Raw genomic sequence first — 15065 nt, 5'->3', positions numbered from 1 at the left:
CGTCCCCGCCGTCCCTCCCGCACACTCCCCCTCCCCTCCCTCTCCCGCGATCTTGCAGTTGCGGCCCCCGTGGTGACCGATTCGTGCCGGTATCGGGGGTCGGCAAGTGCAAGATCGCGCAGGCAGGGCCGTGGCGTGGCGTGCCCGGGCAGGGAGGGCGGATCGCGGGTCAGAGGACGTCGAGGACCAGGCACAGCCAGGTGCCGCGGCGGCGTTCCAGGCGCAGGGCGACGGCCCAGCTCGTGCCTGCGGCGCCGACGAACACGGCGGTCGCCTCGACCGCGCCCGCGCGGGGCTCGCAGACCCGCAGCCGCCGCAGGAGCAGGGCTGGCCGGGCGGTACGGCGGCGGACCGGAGTCACCCGGCGTGCCGCGCGGGTCAGCTCGGCCGTCACCAGCGCGACGGTCTCGGGCAGGCAGAGCGGCCGGAGCTGACCGGGCGGCCGGAAGCCGTTGACGATCTCCAGGAAGGTGCGGACGAACCGGTGCGCCGCACGCGCTCCTTCCGGCGTGGCGGAAGCGAGCGCCGAGGTGGGAGTGCCGGTGTCGAAAGTGGGACTCCCGCATCCGGGCGCGGTGCCGCCGGATCCGGGCATCGCGCCGCCGGCTCCAGGCGTGGGGCCGCCAGGTCCCGGTGTGGTGCCACTGGGTCCGGGCGTGGCGCCGGTGGGTCCGGGCGTGGTGCGCACCGGCCCGGACGTGTCGGCGGCGGGTGGCGGAGCGGCAAGGCCATCCGGGGGCGGCGCGAGGGTCGGCGGCCGGTCGAGTGAGCTGGACCAGCGCGGCCAGGCCGGAGGCGGATCCGGGGCGCGTCCGGCCGGGCGTGCTGCCGCGCGTGCGGGGTCACGGCGGCGCGGGTCGGCGAGGTCGAGCGCGAGCTGGCCGAGCGGACTCCAGACCGGGTCCTCGTCGGTGCACGGCGGATCGAGCGGCGGGGCGGGCCGGAGACGGACCGGCGGGCGGGGTGCGCGGGGACGGCGGGTGTCGACCATCTCAGATCCTTGCGTTTGCCTTCGTTTGCCTCCGACAGTGCTTCATCTTCCCGGACTGGCCTGACCGTCGTCAATGGCCGACGGTCCTCGGGTGGTCACTCCTCGTCGCGCTCACCGAGTGGGTTCCCGCGTACCCACTCCGCCGTCTCGGCGTACTTCCGCTCGATGTATTCCTCCAGCCGGGAGCGCTCGACCCGCCACTGCCCCCGGCCGCCGATCTTGATCGCCGGCAGCTCGCCGCTGCGGACCATGTGGTAGACCTGCGAGTCCGAGACGTTCAGCTCGGCGGCGACGTCGGACAGCAGCAGGAACCTCGACTCCACGGCGACTCCCGGGGTTGGCTTCGTTTGCCTAAGTTTGCCATCACCGGCTGACATCGCCCCAGGCCCGTTCGCCTGACACACCGGCGGGAGACTTCACCCGCGCGGGTGCCGGGTGTATGACGGTCCTGGCGTACGGCATGATCGGCGCCCGGAGCCGGCGTCCGCCGGCGGTTGGCCTGAGTGCGGGAGTGACCGGTGACCGACGAGCTTGTCCGGGTGTACCTGCCGGCGACCGTACCCATGCTCGCCCGGCTGCGCGAGGAGGGGCTGACCGTCGAGGCGGCGCACGCGGTCACTCCGGAACTGCGCGAGTGGTACGCCGAGGGCGACGAGGAGGAACTCGAGTACGTGGCCTTCACCCGGGCCGCCCAGGACGCGCTGTTCCTGCTCCGGAGCGATTCCGCCGCGCCCCGGCGACGGGTTGTCGTGTCGGCCGACCTGCCTGCCCGGGCGGTCGGACGGGTCGGCGGCGAGCTGGGGTCGAGCGTGGTCCGGCCGGCCGGGCCCGTACCTGTGAAGTCGGTCGCCGCGCTGCACGTGGACGGCGCGGAGGCGGTCGAGGACGTGGCAGCTGCCGTCGAGGTGGTGGCCGAGGCCCAGGCCGGCGACCCCGACGCCCAGTTCACCGTCGACAGCGCCGAGGACCACGAGCTGGAGTGGTACGACGTGACCGAGCTGGACCTGCTGCTGCGCGAGGCCGGCTGAGTCAGCCGCTCAGGGCGCCGCCGGCTCGTCCGTCTCGTCCTCGACCGGGCGAGGGCCGAGCGTGCGGCCGAACACGATGAGCGTGGTCAGCGCGCCCACGAAGAGCACCCAGATCCCGTTGTCCACCCGCGAGGTGCCGAGCGCGGTCTGCGCCACCTCGTCGGCCTCGCTGAGCGCGGCGGCAAGGTCGAGCAGCCCGCGGCCGCCGATCCGGATGATCACCTCGGTGAGCAGCAGGAGCAGGCCCGCACCCGCGCCGGCCACCAGGTACGCCGGCCAGCGCAGCGGCGACGCCACGCCGTCCCGGCGCTCCGCCCGGCGGCGGGACCAGGTCAGATAGAGGTACGCCGCCAGGCCGGCGAGCAGGCCGGCGAGCAGCGATTCGGTACGCGAGACCCACTTCGCGGCGTCGAGCACCGACTGCTGGGTCTCCCCGGCGCCGAACAGATCGGACAGCGGGTCGCGGACGCGGCTGAACAGCACCACGAAGATCTGCGCGGTGAGCGTCGCGGCGGTGATCGCGCCCACCACCCGGGCCTGACGCGCGCCCGCCATCGCGCCGCCGATGATCGCGGCTGCCGCCGTGGTTCCGGCGATCGTGTTCGTGGTGGCGTTGTCCGCGTACGTCAGGTTGATCGCCACCGCGGCGAGGAGCCCGATCACCAGGCCGGTTCCGACGGCGGCCAGAAAGCGCAGCGTGGCCCGGCCCAGCCGGTTGGTCGCGGCCAGGGCGACGGTGGCACCGCTGACCAGCGCCGCGGTGATGACACCGGGCAGCGCGTACGCGGAGAGGCTGATCGCGGTGACGCCGGCCGCGGTCGAGTGGATGGCCTCGCGGGTCGACCAGAGCATGGCGGCCAGCCACCCGATCGAGACCAGGGCGAGCACGAGCGCGCCGGGGGCGAACTCCGGCCGCCCGCCGGTGACGGTGCCCTCGTCCGCATGCGCGGGTCCGGCCGCGTCCTCGCCCGTCGAAGCCTCGCCCGACGCTGCCTCGCCCGGCGCTGCCACGGCCGACGGTGCCTCGCCCGACGCTGCCTCGCCTGTCGGTGCCTCTCCGGAGGACGCCTTGACGGCGGAGGTCTCGACGGCGGCCCCGTCGCCCGTGGTCGGCCCGACGGCCTCGGGTTGATCCGTCTGCGCGGCCGTGGAGCTGCCGGGCTGGTTGCTCATCGTCTTCCCTTCGACGGTCGCCGGATCTCCCCGCGCCGGGCCGGGCAGGTCACCGGTCATCCAGGGTACGCGGCGCACCACCGTTCCTCGGGCGGGCCGTGTGCCGCCTGTGCCCTTGATCGACTGCGCTTCGCCGATGTGGTGGCATCCGGAGGGTTCGGAAACCGCCGTTTCCCCGGGGTGGAGTGGATCAGTGGCCGATTTCCGCGAGGCGGGGTGCGCGGGAACCTGAGGCAGGGCTGGGTCGTGGGGTCGGACGGTGCTCGCGGCCTGCGACGTGCCGTCTGTGCCTTGATCGACTGCAGTTCGCCGATGTGGTGGCATCCGGAGGGTTCGGATACCGCCGTTTCCCCGGGGTGGAGTGGATCAGTGGCCGATACCCGCGAGTCGGGGCGTGCCCGTCCTCCTCGGGGGAGGTCGTGTGGCGACTGCAGCTCGGGGAGGTGGTGCCATCCGGATGCTCGGATACCGCCACCTCCCCGAGGTGGAGTGGATCAATTAGTGCGTGGGGGGCCGACGAATCTTCGAAGAAGAGGGCTGTTGTCCGATGGTTCGTCGGAATGGGGCGGGCTGGGGCCTACGGTCCGGAGATGGGCTGGCCGTCCGGTGTGCCAGGGAGGCGCTTCCGGCGAGGGCTTGTCGTGACAGAATCGGGCCAGGTCCCGCCGCCGCCCACCCCGCGGCGCCCCGGCGTCCGGCCGCCCGGCCGGTGCCCGCGGGTCCGGTTTCGCCGTCGCCGTCGAGATCGCCAGGAGCCTGTGATGGACGCCGTGTTCTCCGTACCCGAGCCGATCAACGAGCCGGTTCACAACTATGAACCCGGCAGCGCCGACCGGGAGCGGCTCCAGCGGCGGCTGGCCGAGCTGGCCGCCGAGCGGATCGAGCTGCCGATGACGATCGCCGGTGAGCGGCGGATGGCCGGCGGCGCGTCGATCGACGTGGTGCAGCCGCACAAGCACGCGCACGTCCTCGGCGTGACCGGGCACGCCACCCACGACGACGCCCGCGCCGCGGTCCGGGCCGCCAAGGACGCCGCTCCGATGTGGCGGGCGCTGCCGTTCGAGGAGCGGGCCGCGATCTTCCTGCGCGCAGCCGACCTGCTCGCCGGCCCCTGGCGGGACACGCTCAACGCGGCCACCATGCTCGGCCAGTCCAAGACCGCCGTCCAGGCCGAGATCGACGCGGCGTGCGAGCTGATCGACTTCCTCCGGTTCAACGTGCACTTCGCCCGGCGGCTCCTGGCCGAGCAGCCGCTGTCCTCGCCCGGGGTCTGGAACCGTCTCGACCATCGGCCGCTGGAGGGCTTCGTCTACGCGATCACCCCGTTCAACTTCACCGCGATCGCCGGCAACCTGCCGTCCGCGCCGGCCATGCTCGGCAACACAGTGGTCTGGAAGCCGTCCCCGACCCAGCAGTTCGCGGCGCACTTCACCATGCGCCTGTTCGAGGCCGCCGGCCTGCCGCCCGGCGTGATCAACATGGTCACCGGGCGCGGCGAGGAGGTCTCCGAGGTGGTGCTCGCCGACCCGGACCTGGCCGGCATCCACTTCACCGGCTCGACAAAGGTGTTCCAGCACCTGTGGAAGACCGTCGGCGACAACATCGCCCGCTACCGCGGTTACCCCCGCCTGGTCGGCGAGACCGGCGGCAAGGACTTCGTGGTCGCGCACACCAGCGCCGACGTGGACGCGCTGCACACCGCGCTGATCCGGGGCGCCTACGAGTACCAGGGGCAGAAGTGCTCGGCCGCCTCCCGGGCGTACGTCCCGCGGTCGATCTGGGAGGGCGGGCTGCGCGACCGGCTCGCCGCCACCGCGGACTCGCTGACCTACGGCGACGTCACCGACTTCAGCAACTTCGGCGGCGCGGTGATCGACGACAAGGCGTTCGGCCGGCACACCGCCGCGCTGGAGCTGATCAAGGGCGACGACTCCTGCCGGATCCTGGCCGGCGGCACCGCCGACGACTCGGTCGGCTACTTCGTCCGGCCGACGCTGTTCGAGTGCTCCGACGCCGCGCACGAGACGTTCACCACCGAGTACTTCGGCCCGATCCTCGGTGTGCACGTCTTCGACGACGCCCGCTTCGACGAGGTGGTCGCCCAGGCCGAGTCGATCGCGCCGTACGCGCTGACCGGGTCGATCTTCGCGACCGACCGCCGGGTGGTCGACCAGGTGGCGGAGAAGATGCGGTACGCGGCCGGCAACTTCTACATCAACGACAAGCCGACCGGCGCGGTGGTCGGGCAGCAGCCGTTCGGCGGCGCCCGGGCCAGCGGTACCAACGACAAGGCGGGCTCCTGGCACAACCTGGTCCGCTGGATGTCGCCCCGGACGATCAAGGAGACGTTCGTTCCGCCGACCGATCACGCCTACCCGCACATGGGCTGAGTGGCTTCGAGAGGGCCCGTCCCGGCCGGGGCGGGCCCTCTTCCTCATCCGACAGTGCACATCGGACCAGTCATCGGGTGCCGAAATAGGCAAATCCTGGACGCCAGAGCCGACAAAGTGGCAGCTTAGAGGGCATGGCGGATTCCGGAGTCAACCCGACGGCAGCAGCTTTGCTCGGCCTGCTGCACGACGGCCCGATGACTGGCGGCCAGTTGATGGCCGCGGCCGAGCGCCGGCTGGCGCCGTACTGGTCGATGACCCGCAGTCAGGTCTACCGCGAGCTACCGGTCCTGGCCGAGAAGGGTCTGGTGCGTCTCGGCAAGCCCGGGCCGCGCATGAGCCAGCCGTACGCGCTGACAGCGGCCGGTAAACGGACATTCTCCCGCTGGCTGGCGGAGAATCCCGGCAAGGACACCATCCGTAACCCGATAGCGCTACGGATCGCGTTCGGCGACCTGCACTCGTCGAGCCAGCTCAAGAACCTGTACGCCTCGGCGAACGAGTACCACACCGAGGCCCTGGCGGCGGTGCGGGAGCAGGTCAAGAACGCCAAGAAGGAAGGCGACAGCTACGACGCCAGCGCGCTGGAGTTCGCCGTCGCCTACCACAAGGCGGCCCTGTCCTGGCTCAAGACCGCGCCCGTCGGCTGACCACCCGCGTCGACCAGGCAGTAGTCTTGTCTGTCGTGACCGCTGCCGATTACGCCGAACAGCTCAAGGAACTCGACGCCACGCTGCGCAACATCGAGGCCGTGCTCGACCTCGACAAGCTGCGCGAGCAGAAGGCACGGCTGGAGCAGGAGGCCTCCGCGCCGGACCTCTGGGACGACCAGGCCAAGGCGCAGCAGGTCACGTCGCAGCTGTCGTACGTCAACGGCGAGATCACCAAGCTCGGCGACCTGCGCTCCCGGCTCGACGACGCCGGGGTGCTGCTGGAGCTGGCCCAGGCGGAGGACGACCCGGGCGTGCTGACCGAGGTCGAGTCGGAGATCGCCGGGCTGACCAAGGCCATCCAGGAGATGGAGGTCCGCACGCTGCTCTCCGGTGAGTACGACTCCCGGGAGGCGCTGGTGGCGATCCGGGCCGGAGCCGGCGGCGTGGACGCCGCGGACTTCGCCGAGATGCTGCTGCGGATGTACCTGCGCTGGGCCGAGCGGCACGGCTACCCGACCGAGGTCTACGAGACCTCGTACGCCGAGGAGGCGGGCCTGAAGTCGGCCACCTTCACGGTGAAGGTGCCGTACGCCTACGGCACGCTCAGCGTGGAGTCCGGCACCCACCGGCTGGTGCGGATCAGCCCGTTCGACAACCAGGGCCGCCGGCAGACCAGCTTCGCCGGGGTCGAGGTGCTGCCGGTCACCGAGCAGACCGACCACATCGACATCCCGGAGAACGAGGTCCGGGTGGACGTCTACCGGTCGTCCGGGCCGGGTGGGCAGAGCGTCAACACCACCGACTCGGCGGTGCGGCTGACCCATATCCCCACCGGCATCGTGGTCACCTGCCAGAACGAGAAGTCCCAGCTGCAGAACAAGGCCTCCGCGATGCGGGTGCTCCAGGCCCGCCTGCTGGAGCGCAAGCGGCAGGAGGAGGAGGAGAAGCTCGCCGGCCTCAAGACCGGCGGCACCAGCTCCTGGGGCGACCAGATGCGCTCGTACGTCCTGCACCCGTATCAGATGGTGAAGGATCTGCGTACCGAACAGGAGACGGGCAATCCGTCCTCGGTCTTCGACGGTGACCTGGACAGCTTCATCGAGGCGGGAATCCGCTGGCGGAAGCAGCAGCAGCTCACCGCTGACGGTGCGTGATCACGGTCGGACTGAGCGCGTCATCGATCTCGTTCTGACCGGGTAAATCGATGACGCGCACCGCTTCGGCGGGCCTGGGGGCTTGGCTCTGCGGTTACACCGCGTAGACTACCGACCCGTGATTCAGCTTGAGCAAGTGACGAAGACGTACCCGAAGGCGTCCCGGCCTTCGCTCGACAACGTGTCCGTCTCGATCGAGAAGGGCGAGTTCGTCTTCTTCATCGGTCCATCCGGCTCCGGCAAGTCCACCATCATCAAGTTGCTGCTGCACGAGGTCACGCCCAACAAGGGCCGGGTCGTCGTCAACGGCAAGGACGTCACGTCGATGCGTTCCTGGAAGCGACCACACTTCCGGCGTTCCATCGGCTGCGTCTTCCAGGACTTCCGCCTGCTGCCGAACCGCACCGCGTACGAGAACGTGGCGTTCGCGCTGGAGGTGATCGGCAAGACGAAGGCGGTGGCCCGCCGCGTCGTGCCGGAGGTGCTGGAGCTGGTCGGTCTCGGTGGCAAGGAGCACCGCTACCCGCACGAGCTCTCCGGTGGTGAGCAGCAGCGTGTGGCGGTGGCCCGGGCGTTCGTCAACCGGCCGTTGATCCTGCTGGCCGACGAGCCCACCGGAAACCTGGACCCGGACACCTCGATCGAGATCATGCGCCTGCTGGACCGGATCAACCGCACCGGCACGACCGTCGTGATGGTCACGCACGACTCCAACATCGTGAACCAGATGCGGCGCCGGGTGATCGAGATCGAGAGCGGCCGCATCGTGCGCGACCAGGCCCGCGGCGTCTACGGCTGAGCCGGACGACGTTCCGTAGACCCTGACGACGAACCCTCACGCCGGAGAGCCGGAGGAATATCCCGATGCGGATGAAGTACGTCCTGTCCGAAGTACTGGTCGGGCTGTGGCGCAACGTCACCATGACCATCGCCATGATCATCACAATGGCGGTGTCGCTCTTCATGCTGGGCGGCAGCGGCCTTCTGTACCAGAAGGTCGGCGACATGAAGGACCTCTACTACGAGAACGTCGAGGTCTCGATCTTCCTGAAGACCGATGCCACCAAGGAACAGGTCGACGCGCTGGGTCAGCAGCTCGGCCAGGACCCGCTGGTCAAGGACTCGACGTACGTCAACAAGGAGCAGGCGTACGAGCGCTTCCAGCAGATGTACGCCGACGCCCCGGACCTGGTCAGCGCGGTCAAGCCGGACCAGCTTCCCGAGTCGTACCGGGTCAAGCTCAACGACCCCGAGCAGTACAAGGCGATCTACGACAAGTACAAGACCGCCGAGGGCATCGACACGATCGTCGACCAGAGCAAACTGCTCGACAAGGTCTTCGGCGTGCTCAGCGGCTTCCAGAACGGCGCTCTCGCGATCGCGATCGTGATGGCCGCCGCCGCACTGCTGCTCGTCGCGAACACCATCCAGGTGGCCGCCTACAGCAAGCGGCGTGAGGTCGCGGTCATGAAGCTGGTCGGCGCGTCGAACTGGTTCATCCAGGCGCCGTTCGTGCTCGAGGCGGTGGTGGCCGGTCTGTTCGGCTCCCTCCTCGGCCTGCTCGCGTTGATCGCGGTGAAGGTGCTCGCGGCCGGCAGTTCGATGGCGGCCCTGGAGGGCCTGATCACCCCGATCTCCTGGTCCGAGATCTTCCTGACCTTCCCGCTGATGGCCGCCGTCGGCGGCGTGGTCAGCGCGGTCACCGCCTGGGTCACGCTCCGCTTCTACCTGCGGGTCTAGTCACCCGTCCGGCTCCGACGAGGGCCCTCCCGCACGGAATAAACCGCGCGGGAGGGCCCTTGTGGTTCCGGTAGCATGATCTTCGCTCGCCGGCCGGTGGCCGGCGACGGACCGGAAGGGAGGTGGCGCCGATGCCACGGGAAAAGGGTCGCAAGGTGGTCGCCTCCAACAAGAAGGCGCGGCACGACTACGCCATCCTCGACACGTACGAGGCGGGCATGGCGCTGACCGGCACCGAGGTCAAGTCGCTGCGGGCCGGGCGGGCGTCGCTCGTCGACGCGTTCGCCCAGGAACGGGACGGCGAGATCTACCTGCACGCCATGCACATCCCGGAGTACGCCCAGGGCACCTGGACCAACCACGAGCCCCGGCGCACCCGCAAGCTGCTGCTCAACCGGATCGAGATCGACCGGCTGCTGGGCAAGCTCAAGGAGAGCGGCCTGACGCTGGTGCCGTTGCAGGTCTACTTCTCCGACGGCTGGGCCAAGGTGGAGATCGGCCTGGCCCGGGGTAAGAAGTCGTACGACAAGCGCCAGGACCTCGCCAAGCGGGACGCCGCCAAGGAGATCGCCCGGGCGGTCGGCCGGCGCGGCAAGGGCAGGGCCGAGTGATATGTCCGGTTCGTCCGGTTGCCCGCGTCGGGCGGGCCTCGGGATGAATCCGGTTGCGCCAGGCGTTACGCTTGGTGTGCTGCCGACAGGGGCAGCGCTACGAGGGGGTGACTGGTTTCGACTTCGTACGCAGCGACAGGGGAAGCGAGCCGAGGAAGCCGACGTCGTCTCGAGAATCGGTCGTCGGAAACCAATAAGCGCCAAGAACACTCGCGCTGACTTCGCTCTCGCCGCCTGAGGCGAGTAGCAAGTCTGTCGGCCTGGGAGCGCCTTCGACCCAGTTAGCCGGCATCAGCTAGAAGGCTGGCCAATCGGACCCGGTCGCGGGGTCCGTGCGGCGAGATCAATCAGCGACTGGGCCCGTCACACCAACTTGCTCGCGTGAGCGGTGGGGCCGAGTAGAGGCACAGCGAGCTGCGCTCGGAGAAGCCCTGACAAACCGGCGAAGGACCCGGGTTCGATTCCCGGCACCTCCACTACACGGCCTGTGCGCCCCGGTCCACGACGGACCGGGGCGCACAGTCGTCTGAGGCTCCTGCGGCTGCCGGGGCAGTTGTTGCCAATGCGGCAGATGAGGCGTCCTCCACCGCTGGACAGCGCCGCGAACCGGGTCCACCATCGCCATACGGGTTCGCCCAGCAGCGGGAGGTGTCCCATGGTCACCAGTCCGATCCAGCAGCCGATCTCCGTGCTCCCCACCGCTCCCGGCGACCTGCGCGCCCTCGCGCGGGCCACCGGCGGCCCGCGCTGGCGGGAGCGCCTGCTCACCGACCTCGACCCCGTCCGGCAGGGCTTCACCGAACACGTCCGCGTCACCGAGGGGCCGGGCGGTCACTACGCCGACCTGGTGCGCGCCGCGCCGCGGCTGCACCGGGGCGTACGCCTGCTGGTCGCCGAGCACGCCGCGATCCTGGCGGCGCTGGCCGCGCTCCAGCACGCGGTCCGGCTGCCCGGGGCGTCCGCCGCCCAGGTGCGCGCCCGCACCGTGGACCTGCTGCGCGCGCTCGACCGGCACCGGCGGCACGGCGCCGACCTGCTCTGGGAGGCGTACCAGGCCGACCTCGGTGGCGAGGACTGAGCCCGGGGGAACCGGCCGGGACGGGCCCGCGTCCAACCGGTATGCGTCGTGTGCTCGCCCTGCTCGGGATCCCGTTGCTGGCCCTTTCCGCCTGCGCCACGCCCGGCGCCGCTCCCGTCCGGACGCCGCCCACCGGCCCGGACCAGCGGCCCGCCTTCACCGAGCGGGCCGAGGAGGTCGCCGCGGGCTGGCGGCCCGGGCCGGGCTGGCGCGACGGGTACGTGCCGCTCCAGGACGCCACAGTGCTCAGCAGCGACCCGGGCTTCACCGACGAGACGAAGGTGGCGTTCGGGGCCGGCTGGTACCGGGACCAGATCCCGATCCCGGCCGCCGTGCCGACGGACGGCACCATCCGGTTCCCCGACGGCACGCTGCGGGTGCCGTTGATGAGCGCCGCCGACGCGTACGCCCAGCTCCGCCAGGGCGACCCGCCGCCGTGCGACGGGCGCCCGGCCGCGCCGGAGCCGGCCGCGACCGGGCGGCCCGGCCCGAACGACCCGGTGTCGACCTCGGCGCCGACGCCGTGCGTCCCGCTCACCGTGACCGAGGTACGGCTGGGCAGCGCACCGGTGTTGACCAGCCGGGGCCGCGCCGAGGTGCCCGCCTGGCTGTTCACCGTGGACGAGCTGGCCGTACCGGTGGCCCGGATCGCTGTCGCGCCGCGCGTGACCGGCCGGGCCCCCGGCGGCGCGGTGCCGGCCCAGCCGCTCCCGGCGGGCCTGGTGTCCGCGCAGCAGTTGCGGGCGGTCGAGGGCAACCGGATCGACTACGTGCTCGGCGTCGGAGCCTGCGACGGCCCGCCCACCCCGCTGGTGCTGGAACGGCCGGACGTGGTGGTGATCGGCGGCGCCGTGGTCACGTCCACCGGCACCTGCACCGCACAGCTCGTGCTGAAGCCGGTCAGCGTCACGCTCGACGCGCCGCTCGGCGGCCGGGCCGTGCTGGACGCCGCCAGCGGCGCCCCGCTCACCGTCCGGCCCGGCTGAGTCTCACAGGATCCGCGGCACGTCGGTGCTGATCGGCACCGGCAGCACTGTCGGCCGGTCCGCGGCCAGCGCGGCCGCGAGCGCCGCACCGAGCCCGTCCAGCGTGGTCACCTCACCGGCGCAGCCGTAGCCGTGCGCCACCGCCGTCACATCCAGCCCGGGCAGGTCCAGCGCGGGCACGCCCGGGGTGTGCTTGAGGTCGGCGAACGCCTTGAGGATCGCGTACTGCTGGTTCACCGGAACCACGACGGCGAGCGGCAGCCGCAGCCGCGCCGCCGTCCACAGCGCCTGCACCGAGTAGTGGAACGAGCCGTCGCCGACCACCGCGACCACCGGGCGGCAGCGCCCGGTGTCGCGTTCGGCGAGCGCCAGGCCGACCGCCGCCGGCAGCCCGAAGCCGAGGCCGCCGCTGGCCATCGTCAGGTACGAGCGAGGCCGCTCGATCGGCAGCCGGCGGCGCAGCGCGGCCAGGTTGGACGGCGACTCCTGCACCAGCACCCCGTCCGCCGGCCACGCGGCTGCCAGCGCGGCGAACAACGCGTCGGCGCTCGGCGGGTCGGCCGGCTCGGGCGGGGCCGGCTGCGGGCGCGGTGACGGCGCCGGCCGGTCGGTCGTCGGCAGCAGCTCCCGCAGCGCGGCCATGGTCAAGCGGGCGTCGCCGAGCAGGCTGTCCCCGACCGGGGCGCGGGCCGCCTCGTCCGGGTCGTCGGTGACGTGCAGCAGCCGCGCGTCGCCGGGCAGGTACTCGCCCGGCACGTGCGGGTAGTAGCGGAACACCGGCGCGCCCACCACCAGCACCACGTCGTGGCCGCGCAACGCCTCCGACAGCGGCCCGATCGCGTACGGCAGCACGCCCCGGAAGTGCGGATTCCGCTCCGGGAACACGGCCCGCTCCGGCGCCGGGGCGGCCCAGACCGGGGCGGCCAGGTGCTCGGCCAGCGCGACCGCGTCCGGCCAGGCGTCCGACCGGTCCACCGCCGCGCCGAGCACCAGCGCCGGGGCGCGGGCGGCGGCCAGCGCGCCGGCGAAGCTCCGCAGCCGGTCCGGGTCCGCCGCGATCCGGGTGGCGACGGTACGCACCTGCGGCGGCGGGTCCGCCGGGCGGTCCCAGTCGTCCATCGGCAGCGAGAGGAAGACCGGCCCGGCCGGTGGTTGCACCGCCGAGGCGTACGCCCGCATGAAGGCTGCCGGGATGTCCTGCGCGCGGGCCGGCTCGTGGGCCCACTTGACGTACGGCTGGGCCAGCTCGACCGCCCGGGGGCTGGCCAGGCGCGGCTCGATCAGCAGCATCTCGCGGGTCTGCTGGCCGGCGCTGACGATCAGCGGGGTCCGGTTGTGCCAGGCGGTGACCAGGTTGCCCATGCCGTTGCCGGTGCCCGGCGCGGTGTGCAGGTTGACGTGCGCGGGCCGGCCGGTGCCCTGGGCGTAGCCGTCGGCCATCGCGACCGCCGACGCCTCCTGGAGCGCGTGCACGTAGTGGAAGTCGGCCGGGAACTCCTGGAGGAACGGCTCCTCGGTCGAGCCGGGGTTGCCGAAGACGGTGGTCAGCCCGAGGGCGCGCAGCAGGTCGTAGGTCGCCTCCCGCACCGTCGCCATCGCCGGCTGCCCCCGTCCTCCATGCGGATGCCGGAGACAGTCCGGTGCCCGGTCCCCCGACCAGCCGAATCTATCGGGCCGTAGCCGACTTTTCGGGCGCTTCCCACGCTCAGGGCAGCGGGAACGGCAGCTTGATTCCGTCCAGCGCGCTCCCGCACTGGCACTCCCGCTCGGCCGGCAACGCGGCGACGGCGTCCAGCAGCAGCCCACGCAGCCGGTCGGTGTTCTCGGCGAAGACCCGGAACACCTCCTCGTGGGTGACCGACTCGCCCGCCTCGACACCCGCGTCCAGATCCGTCACCAGCGCGATCGACGTGTAGCAGAGCGCCAGCTCGCGGGCCAGCACCGCCTCCGGGTGCCCGGTCATGTTGACGATCGTGCCGCCGATCGAGGCGAACCAGCGCGACTCCGCCCGCGTCGAGAAGCGCGGGCCCTCGACCACGACCACCGTCCCGCCGTCCACCGCCGGCACGCCCCGACCGGCCGCCGTGTCCAGCAGCGTGCGCCGCCCCGCCGGGCAGTACGGGTCGGCGAACGACACGTGCACCGCGCCCCGGTCGTAGTAGGTCTGCACGCGCCCGGTGGTGCGGTCGATCAACTGATCCGGCACCACGAACGTGCCCGGACCCAACTCCGGCCGCAGGCCGCCCACCGCGCAGGGCGCCAGCACCTGGCGTACGCCCAGTGACCGCAGCGCCCACAGGTTGGCCCGGTAGGGGATCAGGTGCGGCGGGTACCGGTGATCGCGCCCGTGCCGGGGCAGGAACGCCACCCGGCGACCGCCCACCTCGGCCACGGTGATCGGGCCTGACGGCTCGCCGTACGGGGTGTCCACCACGTGCTCAACCCCGTCGAGCAGAGCGTAGAGACCCGACCCGCCGATCACCGCCAGTTCGGCCTCCGCCGCCATCCGGCCCTCCCTCGATACGTGGCGATCACCCGCCTGTCAGACCTTAACCAGCGGGCGGAACGCAAGCTATGGTGCGTGACATGGCGTTGACAGGGTGGACGGTCGACGGCCTCGGGCCCGTACGGGCGCACGGCTGACGGGTGTCGGACATGCAGAGTGAGGGGCAGGCGATCGGTGGCCGAGCCATGGAGTCGATGACCGGACGACTGCTGGTCGCGACACCAGGGCTCAAGGATCCGAACTTCGACCGTACGGTCGTGCTGCTCGTCGCCCACGAACCCGGCGGCGCCCTCGGGGTGGTGCTGAACCGGGCCACCGAGGTCTCGGTGGCCGACGTGCTCGGCGACTGGAGCGACCTGGCCCGCGACCCGGCCGTGCTGTTCGAGGGCGGTCCCGTACAGCCCGACTCCGCCATCTGCCTGGCCCGGATGCGGCACCCCGTCCGGCCGGTCAAAGGCTTCCACCGCGTCTCCGGCGCGGTCGGCACCATCGACCTCTCCGTCGACCCGGAGAAGCTGCGCGAGGCAGTCGGCGGGATCCGGGTGTTCGCCGGCTACTCCGGCTGGGGCGCCGGGCAGGTGGAGCGCGAGATCGAGGAGGGCTCCTGGTTCGTGCTGGATGCGCTGCCCGGTGACGCCTTCGTCGAACGGCCGGATGATCTCTGGCCGATGGTGCTGCGCCGGCAGGGCGGCATGATGGCGGCGGTGGCCCACTTCCCGCCGGACGTGGCGCTGAACTGACCCCTTCGGTGGGGG

General features: G+C 71.8%; 15 protein-coding genes and 1 other RNA gene. 11 read left to right on the top strand and 5 right to left on the bottom strand.

The features are described 5' to 3' along the window. Positions 1 to 169 precede the first annotated feature (169 nt). Together AMK25_RS33150 and AMK25_RS00135 are read right to left on the bottom strand one after the other, a co-directional pair. Complete coding sequence (locus AMK25_RS33150) at positions 170 to 991, bottom strand: Rv3235 family protein (protein ID WP_241826199.1); 822 nt, start codon at positions 989 to 991, stop codon at positions 170 to 172. A 95-nt stretch (positions 992 to 1086) separates the two neighbouring features. Further along, positions 1087 to 1368 carry a helix-turn-helix domain-containing protein gene (locus tag AMK25_RS00135; protein WP_443189893.1) on the bottom strand — a complete coding sequence of 94 codons (282 nt, stop codon included), beginning with the start codon at positions 1366 to 1368 and terminating at the stop codon, positions 1087 to 1089. A 141-nt stretch (positions 1369 to 1509) separates the two neighbouring features. Between AMK25_RS00135 and AMK25_RS00130 the strand changes: the two genes are divergently transcribed. Continuing rightward, positions 1510 to 2019: a DUF6912 family protein gene (locus AMK25_RS00130; RefSeq protein WP_073824639.1), complete on the top strand. Its 510-nt coding sequence runs from the start codon at positions 1510 to 1512 to the stop codon at positions 2017 to 2019. Between the two features lie 9 nt (positions 2020 to 2028). Here AMK25_RS00130 and AMK25_RS00125 read toward each other — a convergent pair whose 3' ends face one another. After that, positions 2029 to 3192, bottom strand: coding sequence for a hypothetical protein (locus AMK25_RS00125; RefSeq protein WP_073827005.1), 1164 nt, complete (start codon positions 3190 to 3192; stop codon positions 2029 to 2031). A gap of 761 nt (positions 3193 to 3953) precedes the next feature. Between AMK25_RS00125 and pruA the strand changes: the two genes are divergently transcribed. The 9 genes from pruA (at position 3954) to AMK25_RS00080 (ending at position 11804) form a co-directional block, all read left to right on the top strand. After that, positions 3954 to 5582 (top strand): L-glutamate gamma-semialdehyde dehydrogenase, encoded by a 1629-nt coding sequence (gene pruA, locus AMK25_RS00120; RefSeq protein ID WP_073824636.1) that lies wholly within the window; start codon positions 3954 to 3956, stop codon positions 5580 to 5582. 134 nt (positions 5583 to 5716) lie between these two features. Further along, positions 5717 to 6232 (top strand): PadR family transcriptional regulator, encoded by a 516-nt coding sequence (locus tag AMK25_RS00115; RefSeq protein WP_073824633.1) that lies wholly within the window; start codon positions 5717 to 5719, stop codon positions 6230 to 6232. 35 nt (positions 6233 to 6267) lie between these two features. Then, positions 6268 to 7389: a peptide chain release factor 2 gene (prfB, locus tag AMK25_RS00110; RefSeq protein ID WP_073824629.1), complete on the top strand. Its 1122-nt coding sequence runs from the start codon at positions 6268 to 6270 to the stop codon at positions 7387 to 7389. 118 nt (positions 7390 to 7507) lie between these two features. Continuing rightward, a complete protein-coding gene (ftsE, locus tag AMK25_RS00105; protein WP_013284225.1) occupies positions 7508 to 8188 on the top strand; it encodes a cell division ATP-binding protein FtsE in 681 nt (226 codons plus the stop codon). Between the two features lie 65 nt (positions 8189 to 8253). Further along, a complete protein-coding gene (gene ftsX / locus AMK25_RS00100) occupies positions 8254 to 9129 on the top strand; it encodes a permease-like cell division protein FtsX (RefSeq protein WP_073824626.1) in 876 nt (291 codons plus the stop codon). A gap of 131 nt (positions 9130 to 9260) precedes the next feature. Further along, on the top strand, positions 9261 to 9740 hold the full coding sequence (smpB, locus tag AMK25_RS00095; RefSeq protein ID WP_073824623.1) for an SsrA-binding protein SmpB: 480 nt from the start codon (positions 9261 to 9263) through the stop codon (positions 9738 to 9740). A 103-nt stretch (positions 9741 to 9843) separates the two neighbouring features. Next, positions 9844 to 10219, top strand: a transfer-messenger RNA (tmRNA) gene (ssrA, locus tag AMK25_RS00090). Positions 10220 to 10395: 176 nt separating this feature from the next. After that, positions 10396 to 10818 carry a hypothetical protein gene (locus tag AMK25_RS00085; RefSeq protein WP_073824620.1) on the top strand — a complete coding sequence of 141 codons (423 nt, stop codon included), beginning with the start codon at positions 10396 to 10398 and terminating at the stop codon, positions 10816 to 10818. A 41-nt stretch (positions 10819 to 10859) separates the two neighbouring features. Further along, positions 10860 to 11804, top strand: coding sequence for a hypothetical protein (locus AMK25_RS00080; RefSeq protein WP_073824616.1), 945 nt, complete (start codon positions 10860 to 10862; stop codon positions 11802 to 11804). A 3-nt stretch (positions 11805 to 11807) separates the two neighbouring features. On the opposite strand, the gene mdlC is transcribed toward AMK25_RS00080, so the two are convergent. Together mdlC and AMK25_RS00070 are read right to left on the bottom strand one after the other, a co-directional pair. After that, positions 11808 to 13400, bottom strand: a complete 1593-nt coding sequence (gene mdlC / locus AMK25_RS00075; protein WP_073824612.1) for a benzoylformate decarboxylase — start codon at positions 13398 to 13400, stop codon at positions 11808 to 11810. Between the two features lie 109 nt (positions 13401 to 13509). Next, positions 13510 to 14310, bottom strand: coding sequence for an S-methyl-5'-thioadenosine phosphorylase (locus AMK25_RS00070; protein WP_073824608.1), 801 nt, complete (start codon positions 14308 to 14310; stop codon positions 13510 to 13512). Positions 14311 to 14459: 149 nt separating this feature from the next. Here AMK25_RS00070 and AMK25_RS00065 point away from each other — a divergent pair, with 149 nt between their 5' ends. Further along, positions 14460 to 15050, top strand: coding sequence for a YqgE/AlgH family protein (locus AMK25_RS00065; protein ID WP_073827004.1), 591 nt, complete (start codon positions 14460 to 14462; stop codon positions 15048 to 15050). Positions 15051 to 15065 lie beyond the last annotated feature (15 nt).

Origin of the sequence: Micromonospora sp. TSRI0369 (assembly GCF_001905625.1) — a bacterium.
GTDB lineage: Bacteria > Actinomycetota > Actinomycetes > Mycobacteriales > Micromonosporaceae > Micromonospora > Micromonospora echinospora_A.
The sequence above is the reverse complement of the archived record's forward strand: the minus strand, read 5'-3'. Positions and strand labels throughout refer to the sequence as shown.

Excerpts from the sequence above, each read along its gene's own strand:
- AMK25_RS33150 (WP_241826199.1), bottom strand. The coding sequence starts at position 991 with ATGGTCGACACCCGCCGTCCCCGCGCACCCCGCCCGCCGGTCCGTCTC.
- AMK25_RS00135 (WP_443189893.1), bottom strand. The coding sequence starts at position 1,368 with ATGTCAGCCGGTGATGGCAAACTTAGGCAAACGAAGCCAACCCCGGGA.
- AMK25_RS00125 (WP_073827005.1), bottom strand. The coding sequence starts at position 3,192 with ATGAGCAACCAGCCCGGCAGCTCCACGGCCGCGCAGACGGATCAACCC.
- pruA (WP_073824636.1), top strand. The coding sequence starts at position 3,954 with ATGGACGCCGTGTTCTCCGTACCCGAGCCGATCAACGAGCCGGTTCAC.
- AMK25_RS00115 (WP_073824633.1), top strand. The coding sequence starts at position 5,717 with ATGGCGGATTCCGGAGTCAACCCGACGGCAGCAGCTTTGCTCGGCCTG.
- ftsX (WP_073824626.1), top strand. The coding sequence starts at position 8,254 with ATGCGGATGAAGTACGTCCTGTCCGAAGTACTGGTCGGGCTGTGGCGC.
- smpB (WP_073824623.1), top strand. The coding sequence starts at position 9,261 with ATGCCACGGGAAAAGGGTCGCAAGGTGGTCGCCTCCAACAAGAAGGCG.
- AMK25_RS00085 (WP_073824620.1), top strand. The coding sequence starts at position 10,396 with ATGGTCACCAGTCCGATCCAGCAGCCGATCTCCGTGCTCCCCACCGCT.
- AMK25_RS00080 (WP_073824616.1), top strand. The coding sequence starts at position 10,860 with ATGCGTCGTGTGCTCGCCCTGCTCGGGATCCCGTTGCTGGCCCTTTCC.
- mdlC (WP_073824612.1), bottom strand. The coding sequence starts at position 13,400 with ATGGCGACGGTGCGGGAGGCGACCTACGACCTGCTGCGCGCCCTCGGG.
- AMK25_RS00070 (WP_073824608.1), bottom strand. The coding sequence starts at position 14,310 with ATGGCGGCGGAGGCCGAACTGGCGGTGATCGGCGGGTCGGGTCTCTAC.
- AMK25_RS00065 (WP_073827004.1), top strand. The coding sequence starts at position 14,460 with ATGCAGAGTGAGGGGCAGGCGATCGGTGGCCGAGCCATGGAGTCGATG.